The following is a 19,161-nucleotide window of genomic DNA, read 5'->3' on the forward strand; positions in this document are numbered from 1 at the left end:
CTGCACCGGCCGCTTACGCGATCAGTTGTGCAACACGGGGACAGTCGGCAGCGGCGGCGTGCCGGGGACATTGCCGGCCTGCGCGACGCTCTGGCCATCGCTCTTTTCCGAGCCGCGATAGATGGTCACGGTGCGCGGCATCGGCATCGATGGCGCGACGCTGCCTGCGGACGCGCTCGGTTGCGTTCGGTTGCGCGGCAGGTCACGCACGGCGCGCGAGATGTCGCCCGCCCAGATCGGCGGACGTTCGGCGGCGGTACTGCTTGCGGCGGCGGCAGCCGCCGGATCGCGGGTCGCGGTCGCGAACGAGCGCAACGCGAGCGAGAGGCTGCCCAGCCGCGCGGCAACGGCGACGACTTCGCCCATGCGCGGCGTGACTTCCAGCGTCACGGTGCGCGCTCGGATGCCGGTGTCCGGCGCATCGCTGTTCGCTTTCGGGCGCTTGATTTCGGAGCCGACAGCGAGCACGCGCACGTGCTCGACCACCGTTTCGCTCGATACCGCCATGTCCGGCGAATCCGTGCGGCGGTCCATCTGTTGCGTGAGCAGCAGGTCGACGTAGTCGCCCGGCTGAATCAGGCCGGCGTTGCCGGATACATCGTCGACGGCGACCGACACGGCGCGCATCTCGGGCTTGAGCGTCGCGGCGAGAAAGCCCGGCGCGCTCGGCAGAATCACGTCGTCGGCGATCAGCACCGCGCCCTGGTTCACCGGGTGACGCAGCAGCGCGCCCTTCAGCTCCGGCGCATCCGGCGCGCCCGCGACGATGGCGTTGGCCGGGACGTCGTTGGTCGGCATCGACTTCCAGGTAATGTCTTCATCGCGCAAAAGCAGACCTTGAGGCAGCGCGGCGGCGCTGACCAGCACCTTCTCCGTCGTGATGACGGACGTGGATGGCTTGGATGCGCTGGCGACGACCACGCGCACGATCATGGCGATGAGCAAAGCGCCGACGAGCAGCACGGCGAACTTGATGATGTTGGACATGGGAGCGCCGCCTCAATGCGACAGAATCAATGGCAGCGCGGCCGGCAGCACGATCACGAGACCGCCGCCGAGCGCGAGCGCCACACCGTAAGGCACGCCGCGCGCGCCGGAAAACATGGCCAGCGCGCGCATCGGCGCCGAGCGTTGGTCGGCGTTCATGTTGCGCGTCGCAAGACTGATCACAGACACGAAAGTCCCGATCACAGAAATAAGAGTGAGCGCGGGCAGCGACAGGCTCAGGCCCGACCACAGGAAAATGACCGACGCGAGCTTCGCATCGCCGCCGCCGAGCATCTTCGCGGCGAACAGCGCGGCGCAGACCGCGAACACGACGACCGCGAGCGTCAGATGCGAGATGATCTGATCGAGCGTCATCTTGACGATCCATGCGTCGACAAAGAACAGCGCGCCGATCGCCAGAACGATGCCTGTCGGAAGGCGACGCGCACGCACGTCGATGACCGCGAGCACGCAGAGCGCGCATAGCACGCCGAGGCGGATGGCAAGGGAAGCGAGCTGCACTTTTCGAACCGATTGAATGAGGGTGAACAAGATCCGCGCCGCGCGCGGATCTCGCGTTGCATTAGCCAGCGTTGGTCTTGGCCGTCGTGACCTTACTGTCAAGGTCGCTGAACCAGCCTTGGATGTTTTTAGAGAAGCCGCTGGCGAGAGCGCCGAGTGCAACGGCGACGATGCCGGCCAGAATCGCGTATTCCATCGCGCTCACGCCGCGCTCGTCGCGGACGAACGCCTTAATGAACTTGCGCATTTGAGTTTCCTTAAAGGACGAGTTGAGGTAGGTGTGGGCCCGGCAAAAAAGGAGAACCGGGCAAAGCAGATCGTAGCCAAACGAGCCAGAAATAAGTTCGCCTTTTAGAGGGCGAAAGTGGCCTCAATTTGCGGTTTAAGGAAGTCAAAAAGCCGCTGCTATCGGCAGCGGCGCGAGAAACTTTAGGGAGAGAGATTTTGCTTTTTGAGCGAGAGGCAATGAAAATGCCCCGGCACTTTTGCGCTTTGGCGGCTAATTGAAAGCTGCAGGAAAGCGTCCGCAAACAAGTGAATTAACAGGTGCCAGACGCACAGCGGCGCTACTTTCGAGCGCGCTGAATCGAGTGCGTCAAGATTACACGGACTTACGTACCTTTGTCACGCGGTTTGGAGAGACACGGGTCATGCGTTCGTCGTAACTTCCCATCTATTCGGCCGGCTCACGCTTTGACGGTCGCCCGCACGCACTGTTCAAATCGATCACATCGCTCGAAGACGAAATGCTACCTCGCGCCTCTTCTGCGAGCTTCTCATATCGCTTCCGAAACGCGATCAATTGCTTCTCATCCAACTCCTCCAGATCCAGCAACGCATTATGCGCACGCTCCGTCGCGCGTATGAGTTCATCGAGCTTGATCTGCATGGCCGCCGTGTCGCGGTTCTGCGTGTTCTGAATCAGAAAGACCATCAGAAACGTGACGATGGTCGTCGAGGTATTGATGACGAGTTGCCACGTATCGCTGAAGTGAAAGAGCGGCCCGGAGACTGCCCACGCGATGACCAGCACGACGGCGATGACGAACGTCGACGCCCGGCCCGTGATTTGCGATAGCGCATTGGAGAATCTGAGGAACCAAGACTTTTTCATCGCGCGTCTCCTGTGAGGGTCGTTGATTAGAATGATGCCTGTGAGCCCCAGAATCAAACATCCTTTCATCGACTTCTCCGCCGCATCGGAAGAAGTCGCGCGCCGCCTGATCGGCGCCATCTTCACCGTGGACGGCGTCGGCGGGCGCATCGTCGAAACCGAAGCCTATGACCGCGAAGATCCCGCCTCGCACACGTTCTCCGGCCCCACCCCGCGTAACGCGTCCATGTTCGGGCCGCCCGCGCATGCTTACGTCTATCGGTCGTACGGCATCCACTGGTGCCTGAACTTCGTGTGCCGCGAAGCAGGCCACGGCGCGGGCGTGCTGATTCGCGCGATCGAGCCGCTGACCGGCATCGACGTCATGCGCGAGCGGCGCGGCGTCGAACCGATCAAGCTGCTCTGTTCGGGGCCGGGGCGGCTCGCGCAGGCGCTCGGCATCACGCACAAGGATAACGGCGCGTCGCTGCTCGAAGCGCCGTTCGATATTCAGCCGCCCGACGAGGCATGCGATGTCGTCACCGGTCCGCGCATCGGCATCAGCAAGGCGATGGATGTGCCGTGGCGCTTCGGGCTTGCCGGATCGAAGTTCGTCAGCAAGCCCTTTCCCAAGGCGTGATCAGTCAGCCGGGCGCAGCTTTCGCACTTCTTCGTCCGAGGGCTGGACGCTCGCGCCGTCGATATAGCGGAACGACGTCATCACGCCCTTGCCGTCCTTCCGCGCCGTGACGCCGACATAAGCGCCCATCGTCGATTGGTTGTCCTGCTTGCGATAGACGATCGGACCGAACGGCGTGTTCACCGGCAAGCCCTTGAACGCGGCGGCGAGCTTGTCCGCGTCCGTGCTGCCTGCTTTCCTGAGGCCATTGGCGAGCGACATCATCGCCGTATATCCGACGACCGAGCCCAGGCGCGGATAGTCGTGATACTTCGCTTGATAAGCCGCGACGAACTGCTTGTTAGCCGGGGTGTCGATGGAATACCACGGGTAGCCCGTGACGATCCAGCCGACCGGCGCTTCCGCCCCGAGCGGATCGAGATAATCGGGCTCGCCGGTCAGCAGCGACACCACCGCGCGATCCTTGAAGAGCCCGCGCGTATTGCCCTCGCGAACGAACTTGCCGAGGTCCGCGCTGAAGAGCACATTGAAGATGGCGTCGGGCTTCGCATCGGCCAGCGCCTGCGTGACGGCGCCTGCATCGACACTGCCGAGCGGCGTCGCCTGTTCCGCGACGAACTCGACATCGGGCTGCGCGGCCTTCAGCAAGCGCTTGAATGTCGCCACGGCCGACTGACCGTACTCGTAGTTCGGATAGACGAGCGCCCAGCGCTTCTTCTTGAGCTTCGCCGCTTCGGGGACGAGCATGGCGACCTGCATATACGTCGATGGCCGCAGGCGATACGTGTACTTGTTGCCGTCCTGCCAGACGATCTTGTCGGTGAGCGGCTCGGCGGCGAGGAAGAAAATGCGGCGCTGCTTCGCGTAGTCCGCGAGCGCGAGGCCCGTGTTCGACAAATATCCGCCGAACAGGAGCTTCACCTGTTCCCGCGAGACGAGTTCCTGCGCGACACGCACGGTATCGCCGGGATTGCCGTTGTCGTCGCGTGAAACGACTTCGAGCTTGTTGCCGTTTATGCCGCCTGCCGCGTTGATCTGTTCGAGCGCGAGATTCCAGCCGTTCCTGTAGGGCATGAGAAACGCGGGTTGCGCCTTATAGCTGTTGATCTCGCCGATCTTGATGCTGTCCGCGTGTGCGGCGCACGTCGCGACGGCCGCAAGCGCTGCCACGCTCGCGCGCAGCACTTTTCCTGCTTGATGAATCATCGATGCTTCTCCTCTAACGATATGCTTCGGGCTCAAACGCCCAGATAAGCGCGGCGAGCGGCATCGTCGCGAACGAACGCCTGCATCGCTCCGACATGGCGAACCTGGCCTTTTTCCAGCACGACCACGCGGTCGCTGACGAGTTCGGCGAAGTGCAGGTTCTGCTCCGATAACAGGACAGCGAGCCCTTCGCGCTTCAGTCGCAGAATCATATCGGCCATTTGCTCGACGATGACCGGCGCCACGCCTTCCGATGGCTCGTCGAGCAACACGACACGCGGATTGCCCATCAGCGTGCGCGCCACGGTCAGCATCTGTTGCTCGCCGCCGCTCATGCGGCTCGCGCGACGCTCGCGCATTTCGCCGAGATTCGGAAAGACGCGAAAGAGCGTGTCCGGCGTCCATCGCGGCGCGCCTTCGCGCGGCGGCTGGCGGCCCGTCTCCAGATTCTCCACGACGGTCAGGTCGCCGAAGATGCGGCGATCTTCCGGCACATAACCGAGCCCGCGACGCGCGATGCGATACGGCGCCATGCCCGATATGTCCTCGCCCATGAACATGACTGTGCCGGTCACGCGCGGCAGCAGGCCCATGATGGCTTTCATGGTCGTGGATTTGCCCGCGCCGTTGCGGCCCATCAGCGCGACGACTTCGCCCTGTCCGACTTCTAGCGCGACGTCGAACAGAATCTGCGCGCGGCCATAGAACGCATTCAGCGCATCGACACGTAAGAGCGTCATCGCGCGGCTCCGTCGATCGAAACAGCGCGCGGCGCATACGATGCGCCCGTGCCCAGATAGACCTCGCGCACGCGGGCGTCGTTGCGGATCGCATCGGCGTCGCCTTCCGCGATCAACTGGCCTCGCGCCAGCACCACCAGCTTATCGGCATGTTCGAACACCACATCCATGCTGTGTTCGGTGAAAAGCACGCCCATGTTGCGCTCTTTGGCAAGACGCGCGGTGAGCGTCATCAGCGCGTTGCGTTCCTCGGGCGCCATGCCCGCCGTGGGCTCGTCCATCAGCAGCAGCTTCGGGCGGTTGGATAGCGCCATCGCCAGTTCCACGCGCTTCACGTCGCCGTAAGCGAGCACGGCGCAACTGCGCCGCGCGTGCGCCGCCATGCCGACGAGATCGAGCAAGGCCATGGCTTCGTCTTCATTCGATGACGCCACGCGCGAGAAGAAGCCGAACGCGCGCCGCTCGTGCGAGAGCAACGCCATCTGCATGTTTTCGAGCACTGTCATCGAATTGAAGGTGGCGGCCACCTGAAACGTCCTGCCGACCCCCTGCCGCCAGATATCGCGCGGACGTCTTCCCGTGATGCCGTGGCCGTCCAGATGGATGCTGCCCGACGTGGGCTTGAGTTGCCCGTTGATCATGTTGAAGCACGTCGATTTACCGGCTCCGTTAGGGCCGATCAACGCGAGGAGTTGCCCTGCTTCGACGGAGAACGACACGTCGTCGACGGCCTTCACGCCGTCGAAGGACTTGGACAGTTTGTCGATGCGCAGGAGCGTCATTGCGCCTCCGTGAACCGGTCACGCACGAAGCCTGCGATGCCTTGCGGAAACGCCACGACGAGCACGAGAATGGCGGCCCCGAGCAACGCTTGCCAATAGTCGGTCTGCCGCGCCACCGTGTCTTGCAACCACGTGAACACGGCCGCGCCGACGATGGGGCCCGCGAGCGTCTGAATGCCGCCGAGCAGCACCATCACGAGACCGTCCACGGAGCGCCCGACGCTAATGACTTCCGGCGAGATGTTGCCTTTGGAGAATGCGTACAGCGAGCCGGCGAGCCCGCATACGAGCGCAGCCGCGACGAAAGCGATCCATTGAACGCGAGCGACATCGATGCCGATGGCTTCCGCGCGCAACGGCGAATCGCGGCCCGCGCGCATCGCGAATCCGAGCGGCGCGAAGAGCAGTCGTCGCAAGAGCCATACGCCGGCTATCGCGGCAACGAGCGTGAGGTAGTAGAACGCAACGGGCGATGACAGCCACGGCGACGGCCACATGCCAAGAAGGCCGTTGCTGCCGCCTGTGACCGCATCCCATTGATAGACGATCGACCACACGATCTGCGCGAACGCGAGCGTCAGCATCGCAAGATAGACGCCGGATAGCCGCACGCAGAACCATCCAAAGACGATCGCACCGATGCCCGCGACGAGCGGCCCGAGCGCGAGTGCCGCTTCCATCGGCAAGGCCAGCGCCTTGAGAAAAAGCGCCGCGCCATAAGCGCCCAGCCCGAAATATGCCGCATGTCCGAACGAATGCATGCCGCCCGGCCCCATGATGAAATGCAGGCTCGCGGCGAACAGAACGGCGATCAGGATTTCGACGAGCAATACGGGCAGATACGGAAAAGCGCCGGCCGCCAGAGGCGCGAGCGCGAGCACCAAGACCACGATGGCCCAGCCGAGTTTGACGCGGCGCGTTGCGGGGGAAAGCGGCCTGTCCGCAGGCGCGGCGGTTCGCGCAACGGTCTGTGCGCGCCCGAACAAGCCCCACGGACGAAACACCAATACGACGGCCATCAACGCGAATTCGGCGACGAGCGTGAACTTCGACAGCGAGAACGCGATACCGAAGACCGACACTTGCCCGATGCCGATGCACAGTGCCTTGATCTCCGCGATCAACAATGCCGCGACGAATGCGCCCGGAATCGAGCCCATGCCGCCGACCACGACGACTACGAACGCATTGCCGATGGTGTCGATATCGAGCGAGACATTCGCCGGCATCCTCGGTATCTGCAGCGCGCCGCCGAGGCCGGCGAGGCATGCGCCCGCGAAGAAGACACTGGTGAAGAGCCACGCCTGATTCACGCCTAACGCGCCGAGCATTTCGCGATCGGAACTCGCAGCCCGCACCAGCGTGCCCCACCGCGTTCGAGTGAGCGCGTACCAGAGCAGGCCAAGCACGAGCGGGCCGGCAACGATCAGCACCAGGTCATAGACCGGCAACGCATGCCCGAGCAATGGCACGGCGCCCGCGAGATACGGCGCGCGCGGCCCGAAGAGATCGTCCGGTCCCCATAGGTACAGCGCGGCATCGCGCAATATCAGCACGAGCGCGAACGTCGCGAGTAAATGAAAAAGCTCCGGCGCGCGATAGATGCGCCTCAGCACGCTGACTTCGATGATCGCGCCCAGCGCGCCGACGATCAGCGCCGCGCCGACAATCGACGCCCAGAATCCCATGACGCTCGCCCCGAACCGGCTCGTCAGGCTATAGGCGACATAGACGCCCACCATGTACAGCGAGCCGTGAGCGAAGTTGACGATGCGCGTGACGCCGAAGATCAGCGAGAGTCCCGAGGCGACGAGAAAGAGCGCGCAGGCATCGGCCAGGCCATTGACGAGTTGAACGAGCAGGTTGGCGAACATCGGGCGCGTGACGAGCTTGATTGCTGAAGGGTTGACGGCTAAGGGAGCAAGCGGCGACGAGGCGACATTATCGGCGAATTGCGCGCCCTCTTCCTTGTGCGACAAAATGCTGGCGCCGTGATGACTCCCGCAGTCCCGTCACAAGCCGTTCTCCACCATCGACAAAAGCCGCGCGGCAAGCGGCTCGACCGACTCCGCGCCCAGCCCTTGCAGCGGTCCTTCGATCAGCAGCAGCGCAAAGCCGTGCACCGCGCTCCACGCGAGATATTCCGCGTCGGGCCGACGCCGCGCATCGAGCGCGCCCGCTTGCACCATCTCGTCGAGCGCGCGGCTCAAGAGCTGGAACGGGTCGAGGCCGCTCGGTCCCACTCCGTACGGTTCATCGTGCTCTCTCCACTCCGCCTGCGCCGCAGCGAACGCCGTGCGGAACAACCCCGTTTCCGCCTGAGCGAAGCGTAGATAGCCCGCGCCGATCGCGCGCAGTCCGGCACGGGCGGCATCGGCGCGACGGCGCTTCTTCGGGCGAGCCGCCAGTTCTTCTTCCATCGCTTCGGCCACCGACGACAGCGCCGCCGAGCGCACCGCGGACAACAGCGCGTCCCTGTTCTCGAAGTGCCGGTACGCCGCGTTCGGCACGACGCCCGCACGGCGCGTTGCTTCGCGAAGGACGATCGCATTGGGGCCGCCTTCGCGGGCGAGTTGAATGCCCGCGTCGATCAGCGCGCGCCGAAGGTCGCCGTGTCGGTAAGTGTTTCGCGGCTTGGTTTTTGTCATGGGATTTTTGTTGTCTCGGACGGTGCCGCCTATGTGGACACTGTCCATTATCTCTGCTATTTTTTGTGGACGCTGTACACAAGTCGAATCTATTCGTGGCTGGGAGCGAACATGAACGACGAGAACGATCGTGCGCGTGACGAAGCGCGTATTCGCGAACTGACGGAAGCCTGGCGGCAAGCCGTGCTGGCAAAGGACACAGCCGCGCTCGTCGCGCACTACGCGCCCGATGTCGTGGTGTTCGACGTCGTGCCGCCCGCTTCGATGACCGGCGTCGCGCGTTATCGCGAGAACTGGCAACGCTGGTTCGACAGCATCAGCGGCCCGCTCGCGTTCGAGATCGTGGACATGCGTATCGCCGTCAGCGGCGAGCTGGCCTATGCGCACTCGCTCAACCGCGTGGCGGCGGGCGGGCGCGACGACATCGTGCGCGCGACCGTGTGTTTCCGGAAGATCGACGGCGACTGGCGCGTGGTGCACGAACACGCGTCCGTGCCGCTCATGATGGACATGGACCCCGACGAAGCATCCTGACCGTCCTCACCCAAGGAGCAGACATGACAGTGCAACCGTCTCTGTTTTTCGAAGGCCGCTGCGAAGAAGCCGTGTCGTTTTATCGCGACCATCTGGGCGCGCAGGTGCTGATGACCATGCGTTACCGGGACAATCCCGATGCGGGCAAGCAAGGCGGCAGCGAAGCGGCGAGTGGCTGCAGCATGCCGCCCGGCTCAGAAGACAAGATCATGCATACCGCGTTCACCATCGGCGATTCCACGGTGATGGCGTCCGACGGCATGTGCAGCGGCAAGCCGAATTTTCAGGGCGTTTCACTCTCGCTCACGGCAAACGACGAGCAACAGGCCGAGAAGTACTTCAATGCGCTCGCCAAGGGCGGGCAGGTTCAGATGCCGATGACGCAGACCTTTTTCGCGAAACGCTTCGGCATGGTTCAGGACATGTTCGGCGTGTCGTGGATGGTGCTGGGCGGCGTGGAGCACCAGCCCGCGTGATGGTCGGCGAAAGATGCGGGGCGTAACAGCCTGAAACACCTGACGCGCATAAGGGCATTCGAAAACGTGGAACAATGTCGGCTGATATCCGAACACAGACCGACAGGAGCTTTCATGAGCGCCCCGCACACCCATCATCTCACCGGCTCGGACATGCCCGCTGAATCAGCCGATCGTCCGACGCGCGAGGAAGCCGAAGCCGCCGTGCGCGTGCTCCTGCGCTGGACCGGCGACGATCCGCGCCGCGAGGGTCTTCTCGACACGCCGGCGCGCGTCGTCCGTTCCTACGAGGAATTTTTTGCAGGCTACGCCGAGAACCCGCACGAGATTCTCGCGCGTACGTTTTCCGAAGTGCAGGGCTACGACGAGATGATCGTGCTCAAGGACATTCGCTTCGAGAGCTATTGCGAGCATCACATGGTGCCGATCATCGGCCGGGCGCACGTCGCCTATTTGCCGAACAAGCGCGTCGTCGGCATTTCCAAGCTCGCGCGTCTCGTCGACGCTTTCGCCAAGCGCCTGCAGATTCAGGAGAAGATGACCGCGCAGATAGCCGATACGCTCGAAGAAGTGCTGCAACCACTCGGCGTCGGCGTGATTCTCGAAGCCGCGCATCAGTGCATGTCGACGCGCGGCGTGCATAAGGCGGGCGTCTCGATGGTCACCTCCCGCATGCTCGGCTCGTTCCGCGACGACCCTTCCACGCGGCGCGAGTTTCTCGCCATCGTCGGACAGCAGTCGGGCTTCAGCGTGTCGAATACCTGAAGAGGCTAACGAAAACGCAAAAGGGCCGCGTCGCGGCCCTTTTGCGTTTCATGCGCCGAAGCCGTTGCGCGGCGCATCGGCGCCCGTGCCTTCGCGCACCTTGCCTTGCGACACGTTGCTGCCCGGCGGAACGCTATGCGTCAGCCAGACGTTGCCGCCGATCACCGAACCTTTGCCGATAGTGACGCGCCCGAGAATGGTCGCGCCCGCGTAGATGACGACGTCGTCCTCGACGATAGGATGGCGCGCGTTGCCCTTCACGAGCATGCCGTCGCCACCGGCGGGAAAGCTCTTCGCGCCGAGCGTCACGGCCTGATAGACGCGCACGCGCTCGCCGATGATCGCCGTCTCGCCGATCACCACGCCCGTGCCGTGATCGATGAAGAAGCTCGGGCCGATGGTCGCGCCCGGGTGAATGTCGATGCCCGTCAGCGAATGCGCGATCTCGTTGATGAAGCGCGCGAGCAGCGGCACGCCCAGACGGTGCAGCGCATGCGCGAGCCGATGATGCATCATGGCCCACACGCCGGGATAGCACAGCAGAATCTCGGTGATGTGCTGCGCGGCCGGATCGCCCGAAAACGCGGCCAGTATGTCCGACACGAGCAGCGCCCGGATTGCGGGCAGTTGCGCGCCGAATTCGCGCGCGGTTTCGAACGCCTTCGCGCTCAGTTCGGCATCGCTCGTCTCGCGATGTTCCGGCAGAAAGCGTAGGGCGCGGCGAATCTGCTCGTGCAGCAGGCGCAACGTGGTTTCGAGCGTCTGGCCGACGTAGTAGTCCACGCTTTCGTCGGTGAGATCGGGCGTGCCGTAATGCGTCGGAAAGAGCGCGGAGCGCAGCCCGTTGACGATCTTCACGATGGCGTCGCGCGACGGCAGCTCGCGGATGCCGAGCGGATGCCGCGTGCGATGCAGTTGCTCGCGCGACTCGCGCAACTCCGCCACGATGCGCGACAAGCCCCATTCGCGCGGTGCGGGAGCGGTGACGGCGCCGGATGATTCGGGCGAAGTGCCGGGCGGCACGGATCTGCTGGGCGAAGCCATGTTCTGCGTATCAATCTCTGAGCGATGGTGACAACCGCCGTGGCCGGCGCGGCGGACGAACGCCAAGAGTACCCGGTTTCGACCGACCGTGCCGCAACGCGCGCGCGCCGCGTCCAGCATAGGTTGCGCGCAATCGTTTGCAAGCCATGGGCGCTGCTCCGGGCGCTAGACCGTGACGTGGCTCGCGTCGATCCAGCGCACGGCCCAGTCGCGCGCGTGCGCGATGGCCTCGTCCTCGCTGCGAAAGCGCAGGTCCGCGGGAAAGAAGCGGTTCGCGACCAGTTCGCCGTCACTTGATCGCGAGATCACCACGTAAGGTTGGTACGTGCCTTCTGCCGTCCGGGCGGGCGCGCAGTTCAGCAGATAGCCTCTATGCGAAAAGGCGGCATCGTGTTGCATGAGTCACCCGTCTTAAAGTGCCCTGCTCGTTCGAATGGCATTGCTGTCACGCCGGCAGGTGTCCTGAACGCGCCCTCCTGAATTGCTCGCGTTGCGCCTATTGCGCTTTGCCGGCGACAAGCTACAAATAATACTGGTAGTGAAAGCCCTTAGTCTCGAAAATCGCCCGCGAAATTTTGAGCGGCCGGGACCATGTCCATCGGATGAGGGCGGCCGTTCCGTCGCTAAATAACCGGAACGACTCTTGCCGAAGCCCTTCTTTGTTTGCAGGAGGAACGCGAGATGAACAACGCCGAATCCAACGAGCCGCAAGACAGGCAAACCGGCCGCGCGGCCGACAGTCCCATCAAGACGCCGTCGACGGAGACGGCGCACATCCGCATGAGCGATGCGAAAGCGGCGGAGTCCGGCCGCGACGCGCGCCCGCAAAGTCCGCAAGCCGAGCCGGCAACGGCAACGGTGACGGATGCCGCCCAGCCCCGCCCGCGTGGCATCGATGTGCTCAACGACGACACGCTCGACGACACCGTCGATACCGACGCGAAGAACATTCACGCGAAACGCGAAGCGGAAATGCTCGCGCGCGAACCCGACGCCGTGATCTTTTCGAATGCCACGCTATCGAATCATGTGCCCGAGGCGAGCGGCGTTCTGGCCGGTTTCGATAGCCGCCCGGGGCAAAAGGGGTTCGCGCTCGCGGTGGCGAACGGCTATCGCGTCATCGATCGGGGAATGGTCGCGCCCGCGGTGCCGGACGTCGAGGAACATCTGCGCTTCGTCGCGCGTGATGCGCACGGCCATACGCTGGAGGGGCGCACGCACTATGCGCTGAACCACTTGCGGCCGTCGCGGCTGATCGTGATTGAGCGGTCCTGAACGGCTTCGAAAAACTGGGCGGCCGCGCGGGGCCGCCCTCGCAGCGCTTACTTCTTCTCGTCCTTCTCGTCTTCGGACTCGATGCGCGTCACGCCGCCCGTCGCAGGCGGATCGCTGGCCGGAAACGTGTCTTCCACGGCCTTGTCGACCGTGTCTTCATCGCGCTCGGAAGTCGGGTTCTGCTCTTTCGTGTTGCTCATCGTCGGCTCCTTTTGTCGTGACGTCGACAGCACCGCAGCAAAGATCATTCCGAACCCGGCGCGAGGCAGGCACAACGATTGCGCTATGCCTTCTGCTCTGATACGAGCAAGACGAAAGACAAGAATCCGGGACCGCATACATTCGAATAAAGGGGAAGGCGATGACCACGAGTCAGACTTACGACGGCCTAAACGCCACGGATGACACCGGCAACGACGACGCACTGCGCGAAGCGCGTCCGGCCGCACCCGAGCGCAGCGCGGCGCAACAACGCTTCAAGTCGGCGCTCGCGTGCCTCGGGGCGGCGTATGCGCTGTCGTGGGCGGAACTCGGCCTCGCGCTCGCCATGGGATTCCCGGGCGATGCGGCCAGCCATCCGGTCGCGGCGTCGATCGTGTCGCGCGTGCTCGTCGGCCTGCTGTATCTGTGCGTCGCCTCGCGCTTGCAATGGGCGCGCTGGCTGACCGTCGCCCTTGGCTTCGTGACGGTGGCGCTGGTCGCGCCGACGCTCGCGCTGCAATGGCACGTGTTCCCAGCAGCGGCCGTCGTCTCGGGGCTGACGCTCGCGTGCCGTCTCGCCGCGTCGCTGTTCCTGCTCTCGCCGATGCCCGCGCGCCGGGCCGCCTGACGCCACTTCTCGCCGCGGCTTTTCATCGCGCCTTGGCGCGGGCACAATGCGTTGCCGTTCTTCCACTGCAACGCTTGCGAGGCTGCTGATGAAAATCGCTGTCATCGGTGCGACCGGCACGGTCGGCCGGGCCGTCTGCGCCGAGTTCCAACCGCGTCATGAAGTCATCGAGATCGGCGCGACGCGTGGCGCGCATCGCGTCGATCTGCTCGATCTGGACAGCATCAAGCGTCTTTTCGATGCCATCGGTCCGGTCGGTGCGATTGTCGCCACGGCCGGTCATGTCCACTTCGGCGAGCTCGTTAAGATGACGCCCGCGCAGTTTCGCGTAGGCCTCGACGACAAGCTCATGGGCCAGGTGAACCTCGTGCTCACGGCGCGCGACTATCTCAACGATGGCGGCTCCTTCACGCTCACGAGCGGCATCGTCGGCGCTGAGCCGTTCCGGCAAGGCGCGAGCGCGGCAGCCGTCAACGGCGCGATCGAAGGCTTCGTGCGGGGCGCCGCGATCGAACTGCCGCGCGGCCTGCGCATCAACGCCGTGAGCCCGACCATGCTGGAAGAAGCGCGCGAGAGCTTCGGGCCGTATTTTCGCGGCTTCGAGGCGGCGAGCGGCGCGCGCGTGGCGCTCGCCTATAGCCGCAGCGTGGAAGGCGCGGAAACCGGCCGCGTGTATGCCGTGCATTGAGCGCGTCGGTCGCTCAAGCTCGTCGCTTTCCTAGAAAGGAGCAACGCGATGGAATGGACTCGTGGCGAATGGCGCGTGACGACGGACATCGCTTCGTTCGACTTCGACGTGATTCACCGCTATCTGAGCGAAGTGGCGTACTGGTCGCCGGGCGTCGCGCGGGAAACGGTCGAGCGCGCGGCGCGTCATTCGCTCGCGTTCGGCCTCTTCGAAGGCGCCCGGCAGATCGGCTATGCACGCATGATTACCGATACCGCGACCTTCGCCTATCTGGCGGACGTTTTCGTGCTGCCCGAGCGTCAGGGCGCGGGCCTCGGCAAGTGGATGATCGAATGCGTGATGGCGCATCCCGACTTGCAGGGCTTGCGCCGCATGATGCTCGTCACGTCCGACGCGCATGGCCTCTATTCGCGCTTCGGCTTTCGCGCGAGCGCCCATCCCGAGCGGATCATGGAGAAGACCGGTGCGCGTTCCGCCTAGCCGCCCTTTACGCCCTGCGTGTTGACGTAGAGCGAATAGAGCCCGTGGCTCGCCGCCATAAAGAGCCGGTTGCGATGCCGCCCGCCGAAGCAAACATTCGCGCATCGCTCGGGCAGGTCGATGTGGCCGATCGCCTCGCCTTGCGGCGTGAAGACGCGCACGCCGTCGAGCTCGGCGTCGCCCATGCCCCAGCCGCACCACAGATTGCCGTGAATATCGACGCGAAAGCCATCGGGCGTGCCGGGGCCGGCGTCGATGACTTCGCGGCGCTTGCCGAGCGCGCGGCCGCCGTCGAGCACGTCGAACGCGATGATCTTGCGCGGCGTCGAGCGCGACTCGACCACGTACAGCACCGATTCGTCCGGTGAAAAGGCGAGTCCGTTCGGGCCGATGAAGTCGTCGATCATCACGGTAATCTCGCCGGTCTGGCCGTCGACGCGATACACGCACGGCTTCAGCTCCGAGGGCTGTTTTTCGCCTTCGTAGAAGCCGTCGATGCCAAAGGTCGGATCGCTGAACCAGATGGAGCCGTCCGACTTCACGACGACATCGTTCGGCGAATTCAGCGGCTTGCCGTCATAGCCATCCGCGAGCACGGTGATGGAGCCGTCGTACTCGGTGCGCGTCACGCGCCGCGTGAGATGCTCGCAGGTCACGAGCCGCCCTTCGCGGTCGCGCGTGTTGCCGTTCGCGTTGTTCGACGGCTTGCGAAACACGCCGACCTGCCCGCTTTCCTCGTCCCAGCGCAGGATGCGGTTGTTCGGTATGTCGCTCCACAAAAGATACCGCCCGTCGCCGAACCACACCGGCCCTTCCGACCAGCGCGCGCCTTGATAAAGACACTCGACCGACGCCGATGCAATGCGCAGCGCGTTGAAACGCGGATCGAGCACGCGCACGGCGGGGTCGGGATAGCGGCGGTCGGAAAGGGTCATGAGTTTGCGTTGTCCTTGAACGGTGAACGGGATGTAGCGCGAAGGCGCGGCGGCATCGGGCTCTTGCGCGGCTTCGATTACGCTCGACTACGCCATCGATCGCAAAGCGAGCGCCGCCGCCGCGCCGTGAATCGTCGAGCCGGCGGCGGTGAGAAGTGCCGTAGCAGCAGTGTCAGTTCGGCCCGAGTTCGCCATCGCGCAGGCGCCAGAGATTCAGCGGGTTTTCGTCGGCAAGCGCCTCGGGCAAGAGCGCCGCCGGCAAGTCCTGATAGCACACCGGCCGCAGGAAACGCTCGATCGCCATCGCGCCGACCGATGTCGAGCGGCCATCGGATGTCGCCGGATACGGGCCGCCGTGAACCATCGCGTACGATACCTCGACGCCCGTCGGAAACCCGTTCGCCAGAATCCGCCCGGCCTTGCGTTCGAGCACAGGCAAGAGGCGCCGCGCGAACCCGATATCGTCGTTGTCCATCAGCAGCGTCGCCGTCAGCTGGCCTTCGAGTTGACGCGCCACCGCGATCATCTGGTCTTCGTCCTCGCACGCGACGATCACGGACGTCGGCCCGAAAATCTCGTCGGCGAGATGCGGCGTCGCGAGAAACTGCTCCGCGCTCACGCGATACAGCGCCGGCAGCGCGCCGCTCGCCGCCTCCGTCTCCTTTCCCGTCGCGATGCGCTGCGCGCCCGAATCGTCGCGATGCCGGATGCCGTCCTCGTACGCCGCTGCGATGCCAGCGGTGAGCATCGTCTGCGTTTCCTTCTTTTCGAGCGCGGCTGTCGCGTGATCCACGAAAGCGTCGAGCTTGGCGTCCGCGAGCGCGAACACGAGGCCCGGATTCGTGCAGAACTGTCCGACGCCGAGCGTCACCGAGTCGATGTAGCCCGCCGCAAGCGACTCGCCGCGCGTGGCGAGCGCGCCCGGCAGCGCGAACATCGGGTTGACGCTGCTCATTTCCGCGAAAACTGGAATCGGCTCCGGGCGCTTCGCTGCGATCTCCATGAGCGCCAGCCCGCCGCGCCGCGAGCCCGTGAAACCGACCGCCTTGATCGCCGGATGCGCGACGAGCGCCTCGCCGATGGCATTGCCCGCGCCGACGACGAGCGAGAACACGCCTTCATGCAGGCCCGTCTCGGCGACGGCCTTCTGCACCGCGCGCCCGACCATCTCGGACGTGCCGAGGTGCGCCGGATGCGACTTCACGACGACCGGACAGCCCGCTGCCAGCGCCGCCGCCGTGTCGCCGCCCGCCACCGAGAACGCCAGCGGGAAATTGCTCGCGCCGAACACGGCGACCGGTCCGACAGGGATCTTCTGCAAGCGCAGGTCCGGGCGCGGCGCGGGCTTGCGCTCCGGCTGCGCGGAATCGAGCGTCGCCGCGAGCCAGCGCCCTTCGCGCACGAGCGACGCAAAGAGCCGCAACTGCGCGACGGTGCGGGCGCGTTCGCCTTCGAGCCGCGCCTTCGCCAGCGCGGATTCGGCCTGCGCGCGCTCGATGAGCGCATCGCCCATTCCGAGGATGTTGTCCGCGATCGCTTCCAGCAGTTGCGCGCGCGTCTCCAGCGGCGCCTGGCGGTACGGATCGAACGCGGCGTCGGCCAGTTCGCACGCGCGCGCGACTTCCGCCGCCCCGCCGCCGCCGAACACGGGTTCGAGATCGACGTTGCGCGCCGGGTCGAAGGCGCGCAGCGAGGCGTCCGTGCCCCGCACGGCCGTCGCGCCGATGAGCATTTCTCCGGTGATCATCATGGTGATTTCTCCGTGCTGGTGCTGCCGCCCGTCACGGGCGCCAACGAGTGTGAACGTGCCGCGCACGCATTACGCGTGCCGCTCAGCCCTTGCCTGCCCGCCGGAACGTGATATGCCCGATGCGCCGCACGAGGAGCGCCGCGACGAGCGCGGCCACGCCCGTCAGCATGACGCCGATGTGCACCGACTGCACGAGCGCATCGCGGGCGGCGTCGAAGAGCGCGGGCGCGTCCAGCCCCGCCGCAGTCAGCTCGCGCAGCACGGTGTCGCGCAATGCTTCGTCGACGAGAATACGCGGGTCCGCAAAACGCGGCTGCCACTGCGCCGCCGCGCCCGCGCCGAGCACGCTGATCGTGCGCGTCACGACGTTCGCGTAATGATGCGCGACGATCGTCCCCACGATGCTCGTGCCGAGCATGCCGCCCACCATGCGCGTCGATTGCAGCAGCGCCGTCGTGATGCCGAAGCGCTCGCGGCCCGCTATTTCCTGCCCGAACACGTTCATGTTGTTGAGCACGAAGCCGAGGCCGATGCCGACCGCGGCCATCGGCAACTCGATCCACACGTGCGGCGTCGTGGCGCGCGCGAACGCCAGCGCAATCGACGCCACCAGCAAGAGCGAAAAGCCGATGGTCAGAATCTTCGTCGGCTTGCGCAGATGGATCACGATGCGCGTGTTCACGAAGCTGCCGATGGCGATGCACGCGGCAATCGGCGTCGCGAGCAGACCGGCCTCCTGCGGCGAGAGCCCGAAGCCGCCCTGCAACAAGAGCGGCGCGAAGAAGATCAGCGAGAACATCACGAAGCCCGCGAGAAACGACAGCGTGAACAGCGTGACCAGATGCGGATCGCGGAAGATGTCGAGCGGCAGGATCGGATGCGTCGCGCGCCGTTCGCAGACGAGAAGCGCCGCCGCGCCCGCCACGACCACGCAGCCGAGCGCGATGTTGCCGCCCGAGAGGCCGCTTTTCGGCACGGACTCGATCAGCGACTGAAACCCGCCGAGCACGAGCGCAACGAGCGCCGCGCCGAGCCAGTCGATCTTCACGCCACCTTCGCGCGGCCGATGCAGATTCGGCAGATGCGCCCAGATGAAGTACAGCGCCGCCGCGCCGACCGGCAGATTGACGAGAAACGTCGAACGCCAGCCCCAGTGCTGGCTCATCCAGCCGCCGAGCGACGGCCCCGCCGCCGTGCCGATGCCGTAGGCCGCCGCGAGTACCACTTGCCAGCGCACGCGCGTGCGCGGATCGGGGAACAGATCGGGAATCGCGGCGAACGCGGTGCCGACCATCATGCCGCCGCCGACGCCTTGCAGTCCGCGAGCCAGCGCGAGAAACAGCATGTTCGGCGCGAGCCCGCACAGCACGGACGCCACGGTGAACGTGATCACCGCCGCGATGACGAAGCGCTTGCGCCCGAAGTAGTCGCCGAGCCGCCCGAACACGGGCACCGTGACGACGGAGGCCAGCAGATAGGCACTCGCGATCCACGCGTAATATTCGAACCCGTGCAGTTCCGCGACGATGGACGGCAGCGCCGTGCTGACCACGGTCTGATCCAGCGCGACCAGCATATTGACGAGGCCGATGCCGAGCATCGCGTAAAGAGCCGTGCGGAACGCAAGTGCGTGCGGAGGGGCGTCGGTCATGCGGGCGTCGGTCATGCGGTCGGGTGTTAAGCGGGCGCTTAGTCGGTGGAAAGACGAATTGTACGGCGTTGCATGCGGCGGATCGACTCATCTCAGAAAAGCGCGAGCCATATGCG

The 19,161-nt window shown here is 65.0% G+C and carries 23 protein-coding genes; 8 read left to right on the plus strand and 15 right to left on the minus strand.

What is annotated here, in order from left to right; translation table 11 throughout:
- Nucleotides 1-21: 21 nt before the first annotated feature.
- From cpaB to HWX53_RS14845, 4 genes are all read right to left on the minus strand, one after another.
- On the minus strand, nt 22-987 hold the full coding sequence (gene cpaB / locus HWX53_RS14830) for a Flp pilus assembly protein CpaB (RefSeq protein ID WP_175942032.1): 966 nt from the start codon (nt 985-987) through the stop codon (nt 22-24).
- 12 nt (nt 988-999) lie between these two features.
- Nucleotides 1,000-1,539 carry a prepilin peptidase gene (locus tag HWX53_RS14835; protein ID WP_244140121.1) on the minus strand — a complete coding sequence of 180 codons (540 nt, stop codon included), beginning with the start codon at nt 1,537-1,539 and terminating at the stop codon, nt 1,000-1,002.
- Nucleotides 1,540-1,570: 31 nt separating this feature from the next.
- Nucleotides 1,571-1,756: a Flp family type IVb pilin gene (locus tag HWX53_RS14840; RefSeq protein WP_175942033.1), complete on the minus strand. Its 186-nt coding sequence runs from the start codon at nt 1,754-1,756 to the stop codon at nt 1,571-1,573.
- Between the two features lie 426 nt (nt 1,757-2,182).
- A complete protein-coding gene (locus HWX53_RS14845; RefSeq protein ID WP_175942034.1) occupies nt 2,183-2,623 on the minus strand; it encodes a low affinity iron permease family protein in 441 nt (146 codons plus the stop codon).
- A gap of 34 nt (nt 2,624-2,657) precedes the next feature.
- On the opposite strand from HWX53_RS14845, the gene HWX53_RS14850 reads away from it, so the two are divergent.
- Nucleotides 2,658-3,242 carry a DNA-3-methyladenine glycosylase gene (locus HWX53_RS14850; RefSeq protein WP_175942459.1) on the plus strand — a complete coding sequence of 195 codons (585 nt, stop codon included), beginning with the start codon at nt 2,658-2,660 and terminating at the stop codon, nt 3,240-3,242.
- Here the strand turns inward: HWX53_RS14850 and HWX53_RS14855 are convergent, their stop codons facing one another.
- The 5 genes from HWX53_RS14855 to HWX53_RS14875 all read right to left on the minus strand — a co-directional run bounded on the left by HWX53_RS14855 (nt 3,243) and on the right by HWX53_RS14875 (nt 8,618).
- Nucleotides 3,243-4,448 carry an ABC transporter substrate-binding protein gene (locus HWX53_RS14855; RefSeq protein WP_175942035.1) on the minus strand — a complete coding sequence of 402 codons (1,206 nt, stop codon included), beginning with the start codon at nt 4,446-4,448 and terminating at the stop codon, nt 3,243-3,245.
- Between the two features lie 32 nt (nt 4,449-4,480).
- Nucleotides 4,481-5,188 (minus strand): ABC transporter ATP-binding protein, encoded by a 708-nt coding sequence (locus HWX53_RS14860; protein ID WP_175942036.1) that lies wholly within the window; start codon nt 5,186-5,188, stop codon nt 4,481-4,483.
- Nucleotides 5,185-5,970, minus strand: coding sequence for an ABC transporter ATP-binding protein (locus HWX53_RS14865; RefSeq protein WP_175942037.1), 786 nt, complete (start codon nt 5,968-5,970; stop codon nt 5,185-5,187). Before HWX53_RS14865 ends, HWX53_RS14860 begins: the two co-directional genes overlap by 4 nt.
- Complete coding sequence (locus tag HWX53_RS14870) at nt 5,967-7,844, minus strand: ABC transporter permease (RefSeq protein ID WP_175942038.1); 1,878 nt, start codon at nt 7,842-7,844, stop codon at nt 5,967-5,969. The genes HWX53_RS14865 and HWX53_RS14870 overlap by 4 nt, the downstream gene beginning before the upstream one ends.
- 138 nt (nt 7,845-7,982) lie before the next feature.
- Nucleotides 7,983-8,618: a TetR-like C-terminal domain-containing protein gene (locus tag HWX53_RS14875; protein ID WP_175942039.1), complete on the minus strand. Its 636-nt coding sequence runs from the start codon at nt 8,616-8,618 to the stop codon at nt 7,983-7,985.
- 111 nt (nt 8,619-8,729) lie between these two features.
- Here HWX53_RS14875 and HWX53_RS14880 point away from each other — a divergent pair, with 111 nt between their 5' ends.
- From HWX53_RS14880 to folE, 3 genes are all read left to right on the plus strand, one after another.
- On the plus strand, nt 8,730-9,152 hold the full coding sequence (locus HWX53_RS14880) for a nuclear transport factor 2 family protein (RefSeq protein WP_175942041.1): 423 nt from the start codon (nt 8,730-8,732) through the stop codon (nt 9,150-9,152).
- Between the two features lie 23 nt (nt 9,153-9,175).
- Complete coding sequence (locus tag HWX53_RS14885) at nt 9,176-9,628, plus strand: VOC family protein (protein WP_175942042.1); 453 nt, start codon at nt 9,176-9,178, stop codon at nt 9,626-9,628.
- 114 nt (nt 9,629-9,742) lie between these two features.
- Entirely contained in the window at nt 9,743-10,393 is a 651-nt protein-coding gene (gene folE / locus HWX53_RS14890; RefSeq protein WP_175942043.1) for a GTP cyclohydrolase I FolE, read from the plus strand.
- A 48-nt stretch (nt 10,394-10,441) separates the two neighbouring features.
- Here the strand turns inward: folE and epsC are convergent, their stop codons facing one another.
- Together epsC and HWX53_RS14900 are read right to left on the minus strand one after the other, a co-directional pair.
- Nucleotides 10,442-11,437: a serine O-acetyltransferase EpsC gene (epsC, locus tag HWX53_RS14895; RefSeq protein ID WP_241269940.1), complete on the minus strand. Its 996-nt coding sequence runs from the start codon at nt 11,435-11,437 to the stop codon at nt 10,442-10,444.
- A 165-nt stretch (nt 11,438-11,602) separates the two neighbouring features.
- Nucleotides 11,603-11,836, minus strand: a complete 234-nt coding sequence (locus HWX53_RS14900; RefSeq protein ID WP_175942044.1) for a hypothetical protein — start codon at nt 11,834-11,836, stop codon at nt 11,603-11,605.
- Between the two features lie 282 nt (nt 11,837-12,118).
- On the opposite strand from HWX53_RS14900, the gene HWX53_RS14905 reads away from it, so the two are divergent.
- On the plus strand, nt 12,119-12,712 hold the full coding sequence (locus HWX53_RS14905) for a DUF3005 domain-containing protein (RefSeq protein WP_175942045.1): 594 nt from the start codon (nt 12,119-12,121) through the stop codon (nt 12,710-12,712).
- Nucleotides 12,713-12,759: 47 nt separating this feature from the next.
- Here HWX53_RS14905 and HWX53_RS14910 read toward each other — a convergent pair whose 3' ends face one another.
- Nucleotides 12,760-12,912 carry a hypothetical protein gene (locus HWX53_RS14910; RefSeq protein ID WP_175942046.1) on the minus strand — a complete coding sequence of 51 codons (153 nt, stop codon included), beginning with the start codon at nt 12,910-12,912 and terminating at the stop codon, nt 12,760-12,762.
- Nucleotides 12,913-13,073: 161 nt separating this feature from the next.
- Between HWX53_RS14910 and HWX53_RS14915 the strand changes: the two genes are divergently transcribed.
- The 3 genes from HWX53_RS14915 (at nt 13,074) to HWX53_RS14925 (ending at nt 14,709) form a co-directional block, all read left to right on the plus strand.
- Entirely contained in the window at nt 13,074-13,541 is a 468-nt protein-coding gene (locus HWX53_RS14915) for a hypothetical protein (RefSeq protein ID WP_244140122.1), read from the plus strand.
- An 85-nt stretch (nt 13,542-13,626) separates the two neighbouring features.
- Entirely contained in the window at nt 13,627-14,229 is a 603-nt protein-coding gene (locus HWX53_RS14920; RefSeq protein ID WP_175942463.1) for a short chain dehydrogenase, read from the plus strand.
- A gap of 48 nt (nt 14,230-14,277) precedes the next feature.
- Nucleotides 14,278-14,709, plus strand: a complete 432-nt coding sequence (locus HWX53_RS14925) for a GNAT family N-acetyltransferase (protein WP_175942047.1) — start codon at nt 14,278-14,280, stop codon at nt 14,707-14,709.
- On the opposite strand, the gene HWX53_RS14930 is transcribed toward HWX53_RS14925, so the two are convergent.
- The 3 genes from HWX53_RS14930 to HWX53_RS14940 all read right to left on the minus strand — a co-directional run bounded on the left by HWX53_RS14930 (nt 14,706) and on the right by HWX53_RS14940 (nt 18,994).
- Entirely contained in the window at nt 14,706-15,644 is a 939-nt protein-coding gene (locus HWX53_RS14930; protein ID WP_175942048.1) for an SMP-30/gluconolactonase/LRE family protein, read from the minus strand. The two genes, HWX53_RS14925 and HWX53_RS14930, sit on opposite strands and share 4 nt — an antisense overlap.
- Nucleotides 15,645-15,816: 172 nt before the next feature.
- Complete coding sequence (locus tag HWX53_RS14935) at nt 15,817-17,394, minus strand: aldehyde dehydrogenase (NADP(+)) (RefSeq protein ID WP_175942049.1); 1,578 nt, start codon at nt 17,392-17,394, stop codon at nt 15,817-15,819.
- 82 nt (nt 17,395-17,476) lie between these two features.
- Nucleotides 17,477-18,994 carry an MFS transporter gene (locus HWX53_RS14940; RefSeq protein ID WP_175942464.1) on the minus strand — a complete coding sequence of 506 codons (1,518 nt, stop codon included), beginning with the start codon at nt 18,992-18,994 and terminating at the stop codon, nt 17,477-17,479.
- Nucleotides 18,995-19,161 lie beyond the last annotated feature (167 nt).

Origin of the sequence: Caballeronia sp. BCC1704 (assembly GCF_902833455.1) — a bacterium.
In the GTDB taxonomy this organism is placed as follows: Bacteria; Pseudomonadota; Gammaproteobacteria; order Burkholderiales; family Burkholderiaceae; genus Caballeronia.

Excerpts from the sequence above, each read along its gene's own strand:
- cpaB (WP_175942032.1), bottom strand. The coding sequence starts at position 987 with ATGTCCAACATCATCAAGTTCGCCGTGCTGCTCGTCGGCGCTTTGCTC.
- HWX53_RS14840 (WP_175942033.1), bottom strand. The coding sequence starts at position 1,756 with ATGCGCAAGTTCATTAAGGCGTTCGTCCGCGACGAGCGCGGCGTGAGC.
- HWX53_RS14845 (WP_175942034.1), bottom strand. The coding sequence starts at position 2,623 with ATGAAAAAGTCTTGGTTCCTCAGATTCTCCAATGCGCTATCGCAAATC.
- HWX53_RS14850 (WP_175942459.1), top strand. The coding sequence starts at position 2,658 with ATGCCTGTGAGCCCCAGAATCAAACATCCTTTCATCGACTTCTCCGCC.
- HWX53_RS14855 (WP_175942035.1), bottom strand. The coding sequence starts at position 4,448 with ATGATTCATCAAGCAGGAAAAGTGCTGCGCGCGAGCGTGGCAGCGCTT.
- HWX53_RS14860 (WP_175942036.1), bottom strand. The coding sequence starts at position 5,188 with ATGACGCTCTTACGTGTCGATGCGCTGAATGCGTTCTATGGCCGCGCG.
- HWX53_RS14865 (WP_175942037.1), bottom strand. The coding sequence starts at position 5,970 with ATGACGCTCCTGCGCATCGACAAACTGTCCAAGTCCTTCGACGGCGTG.
- HWX53_RS14870 (WP_175942038.1), bottom strand. The coding sequence starts at position 7,844 with ATGTTCGCCAACCTGCTCGTTCAACTCGTCAATGGCCTGGCCGATGCC.
- HWX53_RS14875 (WP_175942039.1), bottom strand. The coding sequence starts at position 8,618 with ATGACAAAAACCAAGCCGCGAAACACTTACCGACACGGCGACCTTCGG.
- HWX53_RS14880 (WP_175942041.1), top strand. The coding sequence starts at position 8,730 with ATGAACGACGAGAACGATCGTGCGCGTGACGAAGCGCGTATTCGCGAA.
- HWX53_RS14885 (WP_175942042.1), top strand. The coding sequence starts at position 9,176 with ATGACAGTGCAACCGTCTCTGTTTTTCGAAGGCCGCTGCGAAGAAGCC.
- folE (WP_175942043.1), top strand. The coding sequence starts at position 9,743 with ATGAGCGCCCCGCACACCCATCATCTCACCGGCTCGGACATGCCCGCT.
- epsC (WP_241269940.1), bottom strand. The coding sequence starts at position 11,437 with ATGGCTTCGCCCAGCAGATCCGTGCCGCCCGGCACTTCGCCCGAATCA.
- HWX53_RS14900 (WP_175942044.1), bottom strand. The coding sequence starts at position 11,836 with ATGCAACACGATGCCGCCTTTTCGCATAGAGGCTATCTGCTGAACTGC.
- HWX53_RS14905 (WP_175942045.1), top strand. The coding sequence starts at position 12,119 with ATGAACAACGCCGAATCCAACGAGCCGCAAGACAGGCAAACCGGCCGC.
- HWX53_RS14910 (WP_175942046.1), bottom strand. The coding sequence starts at position 12,912 with ATGAGCAACACGAAAGAGCAGAACCCGACTTCCGAGCGCGATGAAGAC.
- HWX53_RS14915 (WP_244140122.1), top strand. The coding sequence starts at position 13,074 with ATGACCACGAGTCAGACTTACGACGGCCTAAACGCCACGGATGACACC.
- HWX53_RS14925 (WP_175942047.1), top strand. The coding sequence starts at position 14,278 with ATGGAATGGACTCGTGGCGAATGGCGCGTGACGACGGACATCGCTTCG.
- HWX53_RS14930 (WP_175942048.1), bottom strand. The coding sequence starts at position 15,644 with ATGACCCTTTCCGACCGCCGCTATCCCGACCCCGCCGTGCGCGTGCTC.
- HWX53_RS14935 (WP_175942049.1), bottom strand. The coding sequence starts at position 17,394 with ATGATGATCACCGGAGAAATGCTCATCGGCGCGACGGCCGTGCGGGGC.
- HWX53_RS14940 (WP_175942464.1), bottom strand. The coding sequence starts at position 18,994 with ATGCTCGGCATCGGCCTCGTCAATATGCTGGTCGCGCTGGATCAGACC.